This window comes from Actinopolyspora biskrensis, from assembly GCF_013408175.1.
GTDB classification, from domain to species: Bacteria; Actinomycetota; Actinomycetes; order Mycobacteriales; family Pseudonocardiaceae; genus Actinopolyspora; species Actinopolyspora biskrensis.
Window position 1 is genome coordinate 394,349 of the sequence record NZ_JACBYW010000005.1, and the last position, 15,629, is coordinate 409,977.

18 protein-coding genes are annotated in these 15,629 nt (G+C 69.5%); 14 read left to right on the forward strand and 4 right to left on the reverse strand.

Annotation, left to right across the window (positions count from 1 at the left end; genetic code table 11):
• The first annotated feature begins 11 nt into the window (after nucleotides 1-11).
• Entirely contained in the window at nucleotides 12-1,337 is a 1,326-nt protein-coding gene (locus FHR84_RS15145) for a hemolysin family protein (RefSeq protein WP_179536153.1), read from the forward strand.
• Nucleotides 1,330-1,695 carry a cytidine deaminase gene (locus FHR84_RS15150; RefSeq protein ID WP_179536154.1) on the forward strand — a complete coding sequence of 122 codons (366 nt, stop codon included), beginning with the start codon at nucleotides 1,330-1,332 and terminating at the stop codon, nucleotides 1,693-1,695. The genes FHR84_RS15145 and FHR84_RS15150 overlap by 8 nt, the downstream gene beginning before the upstream one ends.
• 64 nt (nucleotides 1,696-1,759) lie before the next feature.
• On the opposite strand, the gene FHR84_RS15155 is transcribed toward FHR84_RS15150, so the two are convergent.
• Complete coding sequence (locus FHR84_RS15155) at nucleotides 1,760-2,260, reverse strand: MarR family winged helix-turn-helix transcriptional regulator (RefSeq protein ID WP_179536155.1); 501 nt, start codon at nucleotides 2,258-2,260, stop codon at nucleotides 1,760-1,762.
• A 78-nt stretch (nucleotides 2,261-2,338) separates the two neighbouring features.
• On the opposite strand from FHR84_RS15155, the gene FHR84_RS15160 reads away from it, so the two are divergent.
• Both FHR84_RS15160 and era read left to right on the forward strand, forming a co-directional pair.
• Nucleotides 2,339-4,090, forward strand: coding sequence for a chloride channel protein (locus FHR84_RS15160; RefSeq protein ID WP_179536156.1), 1,752 nt, complete (start codon nucleotides 2,339-2,341; stop codon nucleotides 4,088-4,090).
• A gap of 24 nt (nucleotides 4,091-4,114) precedes the next feature.
• Entirely contained in the window at nucleotides 4,115-5,023 is a 909-nt protein-coding gene (era, locus tag FHR84_RS15165) for a GTPase Era (protein ID WP_179536157.1), read from the forward strand.
• A 134-nt stretch (nucleotides 5,024-5,157) separates the two neighbouring features.
• Here era and FHR84_RS15170 read toward each other — a convergent pair whose 3' ends face one another.
• Nucleotides 5,158-5,610: a DUF4190 domain-containing protein gene (locus FHR84_RS15170; protein ID WP_179536158.1), complete on the reverse strand. Its 453-nt coding sequence runs from the start codon at nucleotides 5,608-5,610 to the stop codon at nucleotides 5,158-5,160.
• Nucleotides 5,611-5,821: 211 nt separating this feature from the next.
• On the opposite strand from FHR84_RS15170, the gene FHR84_RS22500 reads away from it, so the two are divergent.
• The 5 genes from FHR84_RS22500 (at nucleotide 5,822) to FHR84_RS15195 (ending at nucleotide 9,148) form a co-directional block, all read left to right on the forward strand.
• Nucleotides 5,822-6,226 carry a DUF2752 domain-containing protein gene (locus FHR84_RS22500; protein ID WP_343075294.1) on the forward strand — a complete coding sequence of 135 codons (405 nt, stop codon included), beginning with the start codon at nucleotides 5,822-5,824 and terminating at the stop codon, nucleotides 6,224-6,226.
• Nucleotides 6,227-6,254: 28 nt separating this feature from the next.
• Complete coding sequence (recO, locus tag FHR84_RS15180; RefSeq protein ID WP_179536159.1) at nucleotides 6,255-7,148, forward strand: DNA repair protein RecO; 894 nt, start codon at nucleotides 6,255-6,257, stop codon at nucleotides 7,146-7,148.
• Nucleotides 7,145-7,771, forward strand: a complete 627-nt coding sequence (locus tag FHR84_RS15185; RefSeq protein WP_179536160.1) for a GNAT family N-acetyltransferase — start codon at nucleotides 7,145-7,147, stop codon at nucleotides 7,769-7,771. Before recO ends, FHR84_RS15185 begins: the two co-directional genes overlap by 4 nt.
• A gap of 70 nt (nucleotides 7,772-7,841) precedes the next feature.
• Nucleotides 7,842-8,687, forward strand: a complete 846-nt coding sequence (locus FHR84_RS15190) for an isoprenyl transferase (RefSeq protein WP_179536161.1) — start codon at nucleotides 7,842-7,844, stop codon at nucleotides 8,685-8,687.
• The gene (locus FHR84_RS15195) at nucleotides 8,687-9,148 is read left to right on the forward strand and encodes a hypothetical protein (RefSeq protein WP_179536162.1); all 462 of its coding nucleotides are present in this window, start codon (nucleotides 8,687-8,689) and stop codon (nucleotides 9,146-9,148) included. Before FHR84_RS15190 ends, FHR84_RS15195 begins: the two co-directional genes overlap by 1 nt.
• A 180-nt stretch (nucleotides 9,149-9,328) precedes the next feature.
• Here the strand turns inward: FHR84_RS15195 and FHR84_RS15200 are convergent, their stop codons facing one another.
• The gene (locus FHR84_RS15200; protein WP_179536163.1) at nucleotides 9,329-9,748 is read right to left on the reverse strand and encodes a transcriptional repressor; all 420 of its coding nucleotides are present in this window, start codon (nucleotides 9,746-9,748) and stop codon (nucleotides 9,329-9,331) included.
• Nucleotides 9,745-10,182, reverse strand: coding sequence for an ArsR/SmtB family transcription factor (locus FHR84_RS15205; protein ID WP_246300584.1), 438 nt, complete (start codon nucleotides 10,180-10,182; stop codon nucleotides 9,745-9,747). Before FHR84_RS15205 ends, FHR84_RS15200 begins: the two co-directional genes overlap by 4 nt.
• 346 nt (nucleotides 10,183-10,528) lie before the next feature.
• Between FHR84_RS15205 and FHR84_RS15210 the strand changes: the two genes are divergently transcribed.
• The 5 genes from FHR84_RS15210 (at nucleotide 10,529) to FHR84_RS15230 (ending at nucleotide 15,597) form a co-directional block, all read left to right on the forward strand.
• Nucleotides 10,529-11,914 (forward strand): glycine--tRNA ligase, encoded by a 1,386-nt coding sequence (locus tag FHR84_RS15210; protein WP_179536164.1) that lies wholly within the window; start codon nucleotides 10,529-10,531, stop codon nucleotides 11,912-11,914.
• Nucleotides 11,915-11,959: 45 nt separating this feature from the next.
• The gene (locus FHR84_RS15215) at nucleotides 11,960-12,616 is read left to right on the forward strand and encodes a YdcF family protein (RefSeq protein ID WP_343075295.1); all 657 of its coding nucleotides are present in this window, start codon (nucleotides 11,960-11,962) and stop codon (nucleotides 12,614-12,616) included.
• Nucleotides 12,617-12,706: 90 nt separating this feature from the next.
• Nucleotides 12,707-13,999, forward strand: a complete 1,293-nt coding sequence (locus tag FHR84_RS15220) for a deoxyguanosinetriphosphate triphosphohydrolase (RefSeq protein WP_179536165.1) — start codon at nucleotides 12,707-12,709, stop codon at nucleotides 13,997-13,999.
• Between the two features lie 129 nt (nucleotides 14,000-14,128).
• Nucleotides 14,129-14,335, forward strand: coding sequence for a hypothetical protein (locus tag FHR84_RS15225; RefSeq protein ID WP_179536166.1), 207 nt, complete (start codon nucleotides 14,129-14,131; stop codon nucleotides 14,333-14,335).
• A 158-nt stretch (nucleotides 14,336-14,493) separates the two neighbouring features.
• The gene (locus FHR84_RS15230; RefSeq protein ID WP_179536167.1) at nucleotides 14,494-15,597 is read left to right on the forward strand and encodes a serpin family protein; all 1,104 of its coding nucleotides are present in this window, start codon (nucleotides 14,494-14,496) and stop codon (nucleotides 15,595-15,597) included.
• Nucleotides 15,598-15,629: the final 32 nt, after the last annotated feature.

Below are 15,629 nucleotides of genomic sequence, written 5' to 3' on the forward strand. Positions count from 1 at the left end.
GTGTAGCGCTGTTGTTCTCCGGAAGCGCGGTGCTGGTCGGGTGGGCCGTGTCGCTGGTGCTGGCCGCGGGACTGTTCGCGGCCGCTGACGCGGCGATAGGCACGGTCTCCCGGGCCAGGGTCGACGAGCTGCTCCGCCAGGGACGTGGCGGAGCGCGCCAACTCGGGCGGGTGCTGGCCGATCGCCCCCGGCACGTCAACCTGCTGCTGCTGTTGCGGCTGACCTGCGAACTCACGGCCACGGTGCTGGTGACCGTGGTGGTGCTCGGCGCGGACCTCCCGTCCGGCTGGTCGGTGCCGCTGGCCGTGCTGATCATGGTGGTGGTCTCGTACGTGCTGGTGGGGGTGGGGCCGCGCACCATCGGGCGGCAGCACCCCTACGGGGTCGGCCTCGCCGTGGCGGGTCCGGTCGCGTTGTTGGCCCGGGTGCTCAATCCGCTGACGAGGTTGTTGATCTTCGTCGGTAACGTGATCACCCCGGGGCGGGGATTCCGGGAGGGACCGTTCTCCTCGGAGGCGGAACTCCGCGAGCTGGTCGACCTCGCCGGTGAGCGCGGAGTCGTCGCCGCGGGCGAACGCGAGATGATCCACTCCGTCTTCGAGCTCGGGGACACCACCGCCCGCGAGGTGATGGTCCCGCGAACCGAGATGATCTGGATAGAGCGGTCCAAGTCGGCCCGGCAGGCGCTCACGCTCGGGCTCCGCTCGGGGTTCTCCCGGATACCCGTGATCGGGGAGAGCGTCGACGACATCGTGGGCGTGGTCACGCTCAAGGAATCGGCCAGCGTCGTGGCCGAGCGGGACGGCGCGGAGCAGCGCCCGGAGCCGCGCGTCTCCGAGCTGATGCGCGAGGCGAGCTTCGTTCCCGACTCCAAGCGGCTGGACGAGCTGCTCAAGGAGATGCAGCTCTCGCGGAGCCACATGGCCATAGCGGTGGACGAGTACGGCGGCACGGCCGGGCTGCTGACCATCGAGGACATCATCGAGGAGATCGTCGGGGAGATCACCGACGAGTCGGACCGGGAGGAGCACCGGCCGGTCGAGTGGCTCGACGAGGAGCGGGTCCGGGTCAGCTCGCGGCTTCCGGTGGCCGACCTGGCCGCGTTGTTCGGCGTGGAGCTGGACGACTCGGAGGTCGAGACCGTCGGTGGCCTGCTGGCCCACAACCTCGGGCGGGTGCCGCTGCCGGGAGCGGAGGCCGAGGTGTCCGGTTTGCGGCTGCGAGCCGAGGGCGGCAAGGACCACCGGGGACGGATCCGGATCAACGCGCTGTTGGTCCGCAGGGCCGGGGAGCCGAGCGCGCAGGACGACGAGGAAAGGAACAGGCAGCATGGGTGAACGCACCGAGGCAGCGCCCGAGGAGCTGGATTCCGAGGACGCCAAGATCGTGACACTCGCCCGGTCGGCGCGGGCGCGTGTCGGTGCCGCGGAGGGGGCCGCAGTGCGGGACACCGACGGCAGGACCTACACGGGGTGCACCGTCGAGCTGAGCGCCTTGCGGTTGAGCGCGTTGCAGGCCGCCGTGGCGGCTGCCGTGTCGAGTGGGGCGGAGTCGCTCGAGGCGGCCGCCGTGGTCACCGGGGCGGAAGAGCTCGACGAGGAGTCGGTGGCGGCTGTGCGTGCCCTGGAGAAGGGGGCGCCCGTTTTCCGGGCCGGGGGTGACGGCCGGGCCGTCGAGGTCTCGCGCGGGGGCTGATCGCCCGCGGTGTTCGCCGGGAGTCGGGTGACGGGGCGCTTCTCCCGGTTCTCCCGGTGGTTGTTCACTCCCATTTCGTGAGTCCCGCGTCGTAGGGCGAGGCGCGTGGTGGTGGTTCGTCCCCGGCTTCGGTGAACGCCTGCAGGGCCTGCACCAGGCCCGCGCGGTCCTCGTGGGGGATGCGTTCGACTATGGCCGCGATCTCGCTGCGGCGGTAGTCCGTCACCCGGTCCACCAGGTCACGCCCCGCCGGGGTGAGACCCACCGTCACCTCCCTGCGCGAGTCCGGGTTGCTCTTCCGCTCCGCCCAGCCTGCCGTGACGAGCCGGTCCACCGTCCGGGTCGCCGTGGAGGGGTTCACCCCGAGCATCTCGGCCAGCGAGACCAGTTTGAGCGGCCCGCGCGATCCCAGCGCGACCAGCAGTCGGAACTGGGGGAGCGTGATCGGCCCGGCGACCGCGGCGACCGATCTCGCCGAGACTCCCACCAGCAGCCGCGAAGCGGTCAGTACCGCCTCGGTGATCGCGTCCACTTCATCACCGTTGGGCGGTTCCGGATTGCTCATGTCGCCATTTTCACATTGACGTGCACAGGGCAAGAGTTGCATTATGCAAGTGTGATGGCGGAAGCCGGAAAACGATCGATGCCCCTTGCCGGACCGGTACGTGGGCAGCTCGGAACCTGGCTCCGCCAACGCGGTAGCGGCCTCATGGCTCTCGCCCTGCTGATCGGAGTCGGCTCCGGGCTCGGAGCTATCGCGTTTCGGTGGCTGATCACGTCCGCGACCGAGCTGCTCACCGGACGGCCCGAGTACACGACTGATCCCGGTGCCGCTCACGCGTGGCTGCCCGGCCTCGGCGTCTGGTTCCTCGTCCTCGCCCCCGCCGTGGCGGGACTGCTCTACGGTCCTCTGGTGTACTGGCTGGCCCCCGAGGCGAAGGGCCACGGTGTACCCGAGGTCATGTACGCCGTCTCCGAGCGCGGAGGACGGATCCAGCCACAGGTCAGCCTGGTGAAGGCCCTGGCGTCCGCGCTGTGCATCGGAGGCGGTGGCTCCGTCGGCAGGGAGGGACCGATCGTGCAGATCGGTTCGGCCCTCGGGTCGACGGTCGGGCACCGGTTCAAACTCACCGAGCGGCGGATGCGCGTGCTGGTGGCCTGCGGCGCGGCAGGCGGCATAGCGGCCACCTTCAACGCCCCGATGGCCGGCCCCTTCTTCGCGATGGAGCTGATCCTGCGCGACTTCGCCGTGGAGTCCTTCGGTGCGGTCGTGCTCTCCAGTGTCACGGCCAGCGTCATCGGCCGGGCGGTCATGGGCAACGAGGCCTTTCTGACCCTGCCCGACTTCCACCTGCAGAACCCCGGCGAGTTCCTGCTGTTCGCCCTGCTGGGAGTGCTGATCGGAGTGGTCGGGCTGCTCTTCAGCAAGGTGCTCTACGGGGTGGAGGACCTCTGCGACCGTCTCTGGCGGGGTCCGGAATGGCTGCGTCCCGGAGTGGGCGGTCTGCTGCTCGGGCTGCTCCTCCTGGTGCTTCCGCAGATGTACGGGGTGGGCTATCCCGTGCTGGGCAACGCCATTCACGGCAACTACGCCATCTGGTTCCTGATCATCCTGCTGTTCGGCAAGATGCTGGCCACCAGCCTGACCATCGGAATAGGGGGCTCGGGGGGCGTCTTCGCTCCGGCGCTGTTCGTCGGCGGTATGGGCGGGACCGCGTTCGGCACGATCGCCCACGGTCTGCTCCCCGGCATCGCCGGCTCCCCGGGGGCCTACGGGCTGATCGGCATGGGGGCCGCCTTCGCGGGCTCCGCCCGGGCCCCGATAACGGCCGTGATCATCCTGTTCGAGCTGACCGGACAGTACTCGATCATCCTGCCGCTGATGCTGGCCGTGGTGGTGGCGACGCTGCTGAGCAGGACCCTGAGCAGGGACACCATCTACACGGCCAAGCTGGCCCGGCGCGGCATCGACCTCGACGCGCGGCAGCGTCGCGGGCGGTTGCCCGATCGCACGGTGGCCGATGTCATGGAGACGCTGCCGGACAAGCTGACCACGAGCACCAAGCTCTCCGAAGCGGCCCAGCGGCTGGCCCAGAGCGTCGACTCGGTACTTCCCGTCGTGGACGAGAACGGGCGCTACCAGGGCTGCGTCACGGCCGGTGCCGTCGCCGAGGTGCTGGGCGACGGGACCGTGGACAACGGCGAGGTCGGGAAGCTGCTGGAGGTTCCTCCGGAGATCTCCCCCGAGAACAAGCTCGTCGACGCCCTCGACTCGCTGGTCTCCGTGGAGGTGTCGGCAGCCCCGGTGCTCGACGAGCGGGGGACCGAGCCCGTCGGTTGGATCAGTCACCGAACCCTGTTGAGCTGCATGGGGACCACCGCCAACACGCGCTGACGACCCTGCGGCGACAATGGGTCCGTGACCAGCTCAAGTGAAACACATCGATCCGGGTTCGCCTGCTTCGTCGGGCGGCCGAACGCAGGCAAGTCGACGTTGACCAACGCCCTCGTCGGCACCAAGGTGGCGATCACCTCCAGCAAGCCGCAGACCACGCGACACGCCATCCGCGGAATCGTGCACCGCTCCGACGGGCAGCTGGTCATCGTGGACACCCCCGGGTTGCACCGGCCGAAGACCCTGCTCGGGGAGCGGCTCAACGACCTGGTGCACTCCACCTGGTCCGAGGTCGACGTCATCGGCTTCTGCGTCCCGGCCGACCAGAAGATCGGCCCCGGTGACCGGCACATCGCGCAGGAACTGGCCAAGGTGACCAAGCGCACCCCAGTCATCGGGGTCGTGACCAAGACCGACCTGGTCGCCAAGCACCGCGTGGCCGAGCAGCTGGTGGCGATGCAGGAGCTCATGGACTTCACCGAGATAGTCCCGGTCTCCTCGGTGGACCACTTTCAGATGGACGTGCTCTCCGAGATCCTGGTGCGCCAGGTCCCGGAGGGGCCGCAGCTGTACCCGGAGGGTGAGATCACCGACGAGCCGGAGGAGTCGTTGATCTCCGAGCTCGTGCGCGAGGCCGCGCTGGAGGGGGTGCGCGACGAGTTGCCGCACTCCCTGGCCGTGGCCATCGACGAGATGGCCCCGCGGGAGGGCTACGACAACCTGGTGGACATCTACGTGTCCCTGTACGTGGAACGGTCCAGCCAGAAAGCGATCGTGATCGGCAGGAGCGGGGAGCGGCTCAAAGAGGTGGGGGAGCGTGCCCGCAGGCAGATCCAGGCGCTGCTCGGCAGCAAGATCTACCTGGACCTGCAGGTCAAGGTGGCCAAGGAATGGCAGCGGGACCCCAAGCAGCTGCGCAAGCTCGGGTTCTGAGTCCCGGTGGACGGCCGGTCCCCGGAGCCTCCGCGGAAGGTGTCCGACGCCGTCGACGGAAGCACCCCCCACGTGCGCTCGGCACCTCGTCCGGAGCGGAGCTCCGGCCGGGACCACGGCCGGAGTCCGGCCCGTCACATCGTCGTGGCAGCGCCTCCGACCATGAACGGCAGGCTGAGGCCGATCACCAGCAGGGTGACCCCTAGGAGAGCCAGCCCCAGCAGGCAGTAGCCGATCACGAGCCCCGCCATCGCCATGCCGTCCCCGCTGGTTCCGTCGCGGCGGATCTGCCCCCTGGCCACGTGCCCGAAGATCACACCGAGCAGTGCGAGCAGACTGCCCAGTCCCCAGAAGCACATGGTGAGGACGGACACCAGCGAGAGCACCATCGAGGCGATCGCCAGCCCGTTGTTGGGGGGCTGCACCCCGCCGTAACCGATGTAGAAGTTCTGGTTGGACGGGTACTGCCGTCCGGGTTGGTAACCGGGGTACTGCAAACCCCCGCCGTACGAGGACTGCGGGGGTTGCGGGAATCCGCCGCTGTTCGACGGTGGGTCGTGCGGTCCCGGTCCGTACGGGTTGGTCATCAGATTCTCCTTCGACTTCGCCGCGCAGATCCAATCACGGCGGAAGCCCCGTGCTGTGCCGTCCCGGAAAATCGACGTTTGGGTAGGATCACACCGTGGCGGGCCCGTACCGACCCGACCGGCGCGGTGGTTTCGACGTGGTGATGCGACGGACACCACCATCGGTGCGGTTCCTGCCCGTTCGGACGATCGGAGGCCTGCGGTGCGCGGCGTGCTCGTTCGCCCCCTGCTTCGACTGCCGCGCACGTTGTCGGCCGCCGCCGGTCTGGTGACCGCGGGCTCGCTGCTGGTGGTCTCACCGTTCGACTTCCCCTGCGTTTTCGCCGCGGCGGGCCTGGACGGGCCGATGTGCGGGGGCACCCGCATGCTCGAGGCGCTGTTGCGGGGGGACCTCCCCGGCGCGTTGGGCTTCAACGCGTTCGCCGCCCTCGTTCTCCTCCCGCTGGTCGCGGCGCTGCTGGTCGCCTGCGCGCGTTGTGAGCTGGGGCGCGGCCGGAGCTTCTGGCCCTCGGGGAGGCGCGGGTTCGCGTGCGCCCACCTGCTGGGGGGCGGCTTGGTGCTGTGGACGGTGCTGCGCAACCTGCCGGTGGAACCGTTCACGGTGCTGGCGACCTGACGGCACCTCTCGATGGGACGATGGGGCCGTGAGCCTGTATCGCGATGTCGGTGTCGTGCTGAGGGTGGGCAAACTGGGTGAGGCCGACCGGATCATCACTCTGCTGACCCGTCGCTACGGCAAGGTGCGGGCGGTGGCGAAGGGGGTCCGCCGCACGAGTTCCAGGTTCGGAGCCCGGCTCGAGCCGTTCGCGCACGTGGACGTGCAACTGCACACCGGAAGAACCCTCGACGTGATCACCCAGGTTCAGACCCTGGACGCCTTCGGTGCGGGCATCGTCGGTGACTACCGGCGCTACACGACCGCGTGCGCCGTGCTGGAGACGGTGGACCGGATCGCGGCCGAGGAGGGGGAGCCGGTGCTGCGCATGTACCTGCTCGTCGTCGGGGCCCTGAGAGCGCTGGCCGGTGGTCGCAGAGATGCCTCCCTGGTGCTGGACGCCTTCGTGCTGCGGGCGATGGCCTTCGCGGGATGGTCTCCCGCCCTCGGGGAGTGCGCCCGTTGCGGCCTCGCAGGCCCCCACGTCGCTTTCAGCGTCCACATCGGCGGGACGGTGTGCCCCGAGTGCCGCCCCGCGGGGGCCGCCAGGCCGGCCGCGGCCACGCTCGCCCTGCTGCGGGCGTTGCTCGACGGTGACTGGGACGTGGCCGAGACCTCCGAGGAGACGGTGCGCCGGGAAGGCAGTGGTCTGGTCGCGGCGCACCTGCAGTGGCACCTGGAACGCCAGCTGCGCTCGCTGCCGCTGGTGGAGCGCGATTCGGCCGAGCGGGGCGGGGACGAACGAGTGCCCGCGGCGGAGGCGCAGGCGGAGGAATCCTCCGTCCCTCCGGAGAAGCGGGTCCCCGAGCTGATCCGTGAACGGGCGAGCGGCGTGGGGGCGACCGCGGGACCGGGTCCGAGCGGCCCGCCGGAACGACCGTGATCGTCCGAGGGTGCCGTCCCGGGGACGAGGTGGACGTGCGGCGGATCTGCGTGGCCACCGGGGACGCCGGTGAGCACTCGCGCAACATCCTGCGGGAGCCGGAGCTGATGGCGCACGTGTTCGCCTCGCCGTATCTGGCCCTGCACCCGGAACTGTGCTTCGTCGCGGAGAGCTCCGGGCAAACGCTCGGCTACGTGGTCGCCGCGCTGGACTCCGTGGAGTTCTACCGTCGCTGGGAGCAGGAGTTCTCGCCCCGCTTCGCGCGCAGCCACCCAGCCCCTCCTGCCGGTGGCGGTCGGGGTGAATCCGAGCGGGTGGAGGACGCGGACGGGCAGCTGCGCGTGCTGCTGCACCGTCCCCGGACGATGTTGCTGCCCGACACCGACGTCTACCCCTCGCACCTGCACATCAACGTGCTGTCCGGAGCCCGTCGCATGGGGGTGGGGAAAGCTCTGCTGCGGGTGCTCTTCGAGACCCTGGCCGCGGCGGGGTCGCCCGGGGTGCAGCTCGGGGTGCGCGCGACGAACGCCTCGGCGCACGCCTTCTACCGCGCCGTGGGGATGACCAGGTTGCCGTTGGACGAGGGGCCCGCGATCCGTTTCGGACGCCCGCTGGGCCGGTGAGTGGTGGGCGTCCGCGAGAATGGGAACCGGCCCGGAATCGAATCGGCTGTTGATCGCGAAGGGGAGCTCAATGCTGCGACGCCGTGGGCGGGGTAGGGACGCTTCGGACGTACGAGCGCCGGACCCCCATCCTTCCGGTGCGGAACCACCCGCGTTGCCTCCGGAACTGGTGCCCAACCACGTCGCCGTCGTCATGGACGGAAACGGCAGGTGGGCCAACGAACGTGGTCTCCCCCGCATCGAGGGGCACAAGCAGGGGGAGGCCGTTGTACTCGAACTGGCCCGCGGCGCCATCGAACTGGGTGTGCAGTGGCTCTCGCTGTACGCGTTCTCCACGGAGAACTGGAAGCGCAGCCCCGAGGAGGTCAAGTTCCTCATGGGGTTCAACCGCGACGTGATCCGTCGCCGGGTGGACGAGCTCGACGAACTGGGCGTGCGGGTTCGGTGGGCCGGACGCAGGCCCAAGTTGTGGCGCAGCGTGGTCGACGAGCTGCGGTCGGCCGAGGAGCGAACCGCGAACAACAAGGTCATGAACCTGACGATGTGCGTCAACTACGGAGGGCGTGCCGAGGTGGGCGACTCCGCGCGTGAGATCGCCAGGCTGGCCGCTGCGGGGAAGATAAACCCGGAGAAGGTGGACCAGCGCACGGTCGCCCGGCACCTGTACCAACCCCAGATGCCCGATGTGGACCTGTTCATCCGCCCGTCCGGGGAGCGGCGCACCTCCAACTTCATGCTCTGGCAGTCCGCCTACGCGGAGATGGTCTTCCAGGACACGTTGTTCCCCGACGTGGACCGCAGACACCTGTGGGACGCCTGCGCGTCCTACGCGCGCCGCGACCGCCGGTTCGGGGGCGCCGTCGACAGGGCGGAACGGGATTCGGACGCGGACGATTCCGGGCAGGGGGGCGAGTGATGACCGGGGAAGCGGCGAGCACGGCCGACCTGCTGACGGCGGCGAAACGTGCGCTGGAGACCTACTACGAGGTGCGGGTCGATGACGACGGCGCGCTGACCTTCCTGCACTCCGAGGTGCCCTGCGCCGTGCAGGCGATGCGGCTGGCGGACGGGTTGACGGTGCTGAGCCTGACCTGCGTCGTGGCGTGGGACCTCCCGGTGGACGGGAGCATCTCCCGGTGGGCGGCCGAACGTGCCGGTGAGGGGATGTTCGGAACTCTCGGGGTGGTGCGCACCGCCAGGGGGATGGATCTGACGCTGCGCTACGCCTTCCCGGCCGACGGGCTCACGGGGACTCCGCTGACCACCCTGTTGATGTTGATCGTTTCCACCGCTTCGCAGCTGCGCGGCGAGTTCGGCCAGGAAGTCGATCGGGGATCCGGGGACCGGACCGCGGGAGGCTCCGCCGAGGAGTCCTGATGATCCGGGCGACCCGTCCGCCGGAGCCGCGCGGCGCCGGCGGACGGGTCGCCCGGATGGGCCCCACCCGGGAGGTCCGGGCACCCGCGGCCTCGAGTGCCCGCACTCCTCGATCGGCCGGCGGTTCTCGGTGAACCCGAGGCGCGCGCCGAACCGGGGGGACCGCTTCCGGACGACGCTTCAGCCGCCGCGACAGTCCGCGCACGTCCCGATGATCTCCACGGTGTGGTGCACCTCGGAGAAGCCGTGCTCGTTCGCGATGCGTTCGGTCCAGTCCTCCACCGGGGGGTCGGCCACCTCGACGGTCCTGCCGCAGTGCCTGCAGACCAGATGATGGTGATGGTGGTCGGAGCACTTGCGGTAGACCGACTCCCCGGAGTCGCTGCGGAGGACGTCGACCTCCCCGGCCTCGGCGAGCGACTGCAGGGTCCGGTAAACGGTGGTCAGGCCGATGCCCTCGCCCCGGTGCCGCAGCTGCTCGTACAGCTCCTGCGCGGAGCGGAAGTCGTCGATCTCGTTGAGCAGCCGCGATACCGCCGCTCGCTGTTTGGTGGCCCGCAGGCCCGGAATCGCGGCCGCGGGACGCTCGCTGGAGGTCACGCTGTCTCCGTCTCCTGTCGGTTTCTTCGGGGGGTGTGTGCCGTGCCGTCGACAGCCCCGGGATCGCGCGAGTCCTCTTCCGCGTGCGCCACGGCGTCCACGACGATGTGCGCCAGGTGGTCGTCCACCAGCCGGTAGACCACCTCGCGCCCGTTCCGGCTGCCGTAGACGACCCCCGCCGCCTTCAGCACCCGAAGGTGCTGGCTGATCAACGGCTGCGTCACGCCGAGGACGTCCACCAGGTCGTGGACGCAACGTTCCGCGACACGCAGCTGCAGCACGATCGCGATCCGCACCGGGGCGGCCAGGGCCCTCAGCAGGTCTCCGGCTTCGGAGAGGGTGGCCGGATCGGCGGGGGGTGCCGGTGCGGGGGAGGTTCGTTCGCTGGAGTGCCCGTCGTCGCTGTTCATGAGGGGATCCGGGGGCGTGGCCATGCGGTGATCATCCACTTGGTCCCGACGGCGCACAAAATCCGCCGTCGGACGAGACCGGACATCCTTTCGGCGCTTCGTCGCGGTTTCGGTGTCGACGGTCACCATTCTACGGGCGGGGGAACCGGGCCGGATCGCACGTGGAATCGTCCCTCCGGAACGGCCGCACCACGGGTGACGACCCGGTGTCCGGTACGAACCGGGTGGGGCGCGCTGAGTCGTGGGCCAGCTGGGTACGCTGGGAAACTCACCTGCGAGAATCCGTATCAGCTCGGTCGGAACGCCGTCCTCGGTTTCCCGGGAAGCGCCGACCTGAGCCCGAGTAACCAGCGACAAGCGTGGAGTGAAGGTGCCCACCGACCAGATCGAAACGATCGTGAACCTGTGCAAGCGCCGTGGCTTCGTCTACCCGAGCGGCGAGATTTACGGCGGTACCCGGTCGGCATGGGACTACGGGCCGCTCGGGGTGGAGCTCAAGGACAACATCAAGCGTCAGTGGTGGCGCAATATTGTCCAGGGGCGTGACGACGTCGTCGGCCTGGACTCCTCGGTGATCCTGCCGAGGCAGGTCTGGGAGGCCTCCGGCCACGTCCAGGAGTTCGTCGACCCGTTGGTCGAGTGCACGGCCTGCCACCACAGGCACCGCTCCGACCAGCTCGCCGAGGACTACGCGGCACGCACCGGAAAGGACGTCGACGAGAACGACCTCTCCGACGTCCCCTGCCCGAACTGCGGCAACCGTGGTCAGTTCACCGAGCCGAGGATGTTCAACGGGCTGCTCAAGACCTTCCTCGGACCGGTGGACTCGGAGGAGGGGCTGCACTACCTGCGTCCGGAGACGGCCCAGGGGATCTTCGTCAACTTCCTGAACGTGATGACCACCGCGCGGAAGAAGCCCCCGTTCGGTATCGGCCAGGTGGGCAAGTCCTTCCGCAACGAGGTGACGCCGGGCAACTTCATCTTCCGCACCCGCGAGTTCGAGCAGATGGAGATGGAGTTCTTCGTGGAGCCGGGCGAGGACGAGTCCTGGCACGAGTACTGGATCTCCAAGCGGAGCGAGTGGTACACCGACCTCGGGATCAATCCGGACAACCTGCGGCACTACGAGCACCCGAGGGAGAAGCTCTCGCACTACTCGAAGCGGACCGTGGACATCGAGTACCGATTCGGCTTCAGCGGCAGTGAGTGGGGCGAACTGGAGGGGGTCGCCAACAGGACCGACTTCGACCTCACCACGCACTCCAACCACTCCGGCGTGGACCTCTCGTACTTCGACCAGACGAGCAACTCCCGCTATCGTCCGTACGTGATCGAGCCCGCAGCCGGGCTGGGGCGTCCGCTGATGGCGTTTCTGATCGACGCCTACCGGGAGGACGAGGCGCCGAACGCCAAGGGCGGAGTGGACAAGCGCGTCGTGCTCAAGTTGGACCGCAGGCTGGCCCCGGTAAAGGTCGCGGTGCTTCCGCTGTCCCGCAACTCCGATCTGTCGCCGAAGGCGCGCGACGTGGCCGCCACGTTGCGGCGCAACTGGAACATCGACTTCGACGACGCGGGAGCGATCGGACGTCGGTACCGCAGGCACGACGAGATCGGCACCCCGTTCTGCGTGACCGTGGACTTCGACTCGCTGTCCGATCACGCCGTGACCGTCCGCGAGCGGGACACGATGGAGCAGGAGCGCGTGTCCATCGACAAGCTGGAGAGCTACCTGGCGGCCCGGCTGGTCGGCTGCTGAACGGGTGCCCGCCGGGCGGCTCGGTGGATCTGCAACGATGCGGGTGTGACCGATCACCCCGATTCCACGCGGATTTCGGGCCGCCGGTGGGTGGCCTCCTGGGTATGTAGGGCCTTTTTCGGTGCGCTGCTGGTCGCCCTGCTGGTGTTCGGCGGGACGGCGCTCCGGGTCTGGCAGGTCGCCCAGGTCGACCAGCGGGGCGAGGCCGACATGATCGTGGTGCTGGGGGCAGCGCAGTACAACGGGGATCCCTCCCCCGTGCTGCGCGCGCGGCTCGAGCACGCGCTGGACCTCTACCAGCAGGGGCGCGCGGACCACGTCGTCACCGTGGGCGGTGGCCAGGCCGGGGACAACTACACGGAGGCCGCGGCCAGCCGTATGTGGCTGGTCGAGCAGGGAGTCCCGGCCGAGGCAATGACGGAGCTCGAGGTGGGCAACGACACGCTGCGCAGCATCCGTGCGGTCTCCGGGGTGGCGGAACGGCGTTCGTGGGACTCGGCCATCATCGTCAGCGACCCGTGGCACTCCTGGCGCTCGCGTTCCATGGCCGAGGCACAGGGGATCCGGACGATGGTTTCGCCCACACGCAGCGGACCCACCGGTGAGGTGCGCACCCACTACATCCTGCGTGAGGCGGCCGCGGTGCTTTACTACCGCCTGACCCACGCCTCGGCCGAGATCGCCGGCCACGGTCTGGGGTGACGCCTCCCGGCACCGGAACAGCTCGCTCCGCGCTGGCCGAGCGCTCCAGCCGGGGCGAACCACGGTGGAAGAACCCCTAAGCTGGGGGCGATGTCCCTGGGTGACACTCCCGGCTACACCGAGCACGACCGGCAGCGACCGATCGACGAGCCTCCGAAGGCGGCCGAGCCGACCGGTGGGGCCGCGTCCTCCCGGTCGCCTTTCGCGCGCGACCGGGCCAGAGTGCTGCACTCGGCGGCACTGCGTCGTCTCGCGGGGAAAACGCAGGTTCTCGGCCCGGAGGAGGGGGACGTCCCCCGGACGAGGCTGACTCATTCCCTGGAGGTCGCCCAGATCGGACGCGGCATCGCGGTCGAGCTCGGCGCCGACCCCGATGTGGTCGACACGGCCGGACTCGCGCACGACATCGGTCATCCTCCGTTCGGGCACAACGGGGAGCAGGCTCTCGCCGCGCTGGCGACCGACTGCGGTGGTTTCGAGGGCAACGCCCAGACGCTGCGGATACTCACCCGGCTCGAGCCCAAGTCGGTCGGCCCCGACGGCGTGGGACGCGGTCTGAATCTGACCAGGGCCTGCCTGGACGCGGCGACGAAGTATCCGTGGTCGCTGCCGCGGGAGGGGGACGGGAAGTTCGGTGTCTACGAGTCGGATCTGAGCGTTTTCCGGTGGCTGCGCAGCGGGGCTCCGGGCGAGCGGCGGTGTCTGGAGGCGCAGGTCATGGACTGGGCCGATGACGTCGCCTACTCGGTGCACGATCTGGAGGACGGGGTGCACGGAGGGCGGATATCACCGCGGGCCCTGCTGGACCCCGAGGAGCGCGGTGAGATCGTGCGGATCGCGTCCAAGCGTTTCCGGCAGCGGCCACCGCTGGACACGGGGTTGTTGGAGTCCTCGGTCGTCGAACTGCTCACCATGCCCGCCCTGAGGGACGTCCTCGGCTACGACGGTTCGGCACGTGCTCAGGTCGCGCTCAAGCGGCTGACCAGTGAACTCGTGGGGCGGTTCGCCAGCGCCGCCGTGCGGGAAACGCGACTTGCCTTCGGCGGGGGGCCTTTGACCAGGTACGGAGCGGACCTGGTTGTTCCCGACGAGGTGACGGCCGAGGTGGCCGTGCTCAAGGCGATGGCCCTGCGCTACGTGATGAGCGATTCGGAGCGGCTGCGTCTTCAGCAGCGACAGCGTCGGATGCTGACCGGTTTGGTGCGTGCTCTGGCGGACGCGGCCCCCGAGTCGCTGGACCCGACGGCGCGGGCCGCGTGGGCGTCCGCCGCGGACGACGCCGCGCGGTTGCGTGCCGTGCTGGACCAGGTCGCCTCGTTCACGGACGCGCAGGCCGTGTCTTGGCATGAGCATTGGGTAACCAAAGACGACGATTTCTTGTGACCTATGTCAGACGGGGCAGCGTTTTTCGGTTTTTGTGCGGCAGTCTGACACGTAGCGTGATTTTCGCTGGTCATGATTCACCTTTTCGTGTTAGCAGAGCGGCTTCCCGAAGGCCGCGAGGAGACCCCGATGTTCGACGAAGCCAATCGGCACCACATTCAGAAGGTCGTCGTCGACGGAGAGCCCTACATCAACTCCGACGACCTCGCCGACTGGGTGAAGGATCTGCGGTGGCAGGACCCGGCCGCCGAGCGCGCGGCGGGCTACATCGCCCAGGAACTGCGCCTGATGGGGCTGGCCGACATCGACGAGGAATCGCTGTCCGAGAACTCGTGACCGAATCCCGCCCGGCTCGGGCCCCCGGTCCGCCCGGGAACCGGTAGGGCACCGCGGACACCGGCTCGTCGATCATCGCCTCGGGAGCGCGAACCTGGCACACTCGCGCGGGACCGGAGTGAAGCGGTTCCCGTGGTGGATCGGAGCGTTGCGACATCGTGGACGCACAACTCGAATTCCCGTTGCGCCTGCACCGGCGGCTCGCGCCGAACACGGGGGAGAACTTCTGCTGGTCCCCCTTCTCCGTGATGAGCACCCTCGGGTTGCTCGCGTCCGCCGCACGCGGGAACACCCGCGAGGAGATGGCGCACGCCCTGCGGGCCGAGCCGGGCGAGGACTTCGCCGAACGGCTGGGGGAACTGGCCGGGCGGACCGTCACTCCCACGGACGAGGTCGATTTCGCGGTGGCCAACCGGCTGTGGGCGGACGAACGGCTTCCGCTGCGGGAGGCGTACCGGCGTCGGATCGCCGAACTGCCGGGCAGCGAGGTGCGCACCACCGCGTTTCGCGAGGCCCCCGAACGGGCGCGGCAGGAGATCAACGCCGATGTCGCGGAGGTCACGCGGGGGTTGATCCCCGAACTGGTCGAGGAAGGCACGATCGACTCGGACACGGTCGCGGCCCTGGTCAACGCGCTTTACCTGAAAACCCCCTGGAACAGGGCGTTCGAGGAACGCGACACCGCTCCGAAACCGTTCCACGGCCCCGCGGGGACCGGGCCGGTCCCCACCATGCGCGTGAACGGTCTGCTGGGGTACGCCCGTCCGGACGGTTGGCAGGTGGTGCGGCTGCAGGCGCGGGGTGCGGTGGAGGCGCTCGTGCTGCTGCCCGACGAGGAGCTGAGCAGGGCCGAACCCGCGCTCGATCACGCGCGGCTGCGCCGCCTGGTCGATTCCCCCGAGCCGAACCAGGTGGAGCTGCTGCTGCCGAAGTTCGAGGTGACGGGCTCGGCCGAGCTCAACGACCCGCTCGCCGCCCTCGGAGTGCGCGAGGCGTTCACCCCGGCGGCCGACTTCACCGAGCTGACGGACGAACCCCTCCGGATCTCCACCGCGTTGCACGAGGCCGTGCTGCGGGTGGACGAGCACGGCCTGGAGGGGGCGGCGGCCACGGCGGCGATGATGCGGCTGACGGCTCTGACGGAGGAGCCGGAACCGATCCGGGTGGAGGTGGATCGCCCGTTCTGGTTCCTGGTCCGGCACGCCGACAGCGGGGCAGTCTATTTCCTGACCAGGGTGGTCGAGCCGCACGCACGGGAGTGAGCGGGTCGGCGGCTCGGTTCGCGTGGCGGAAC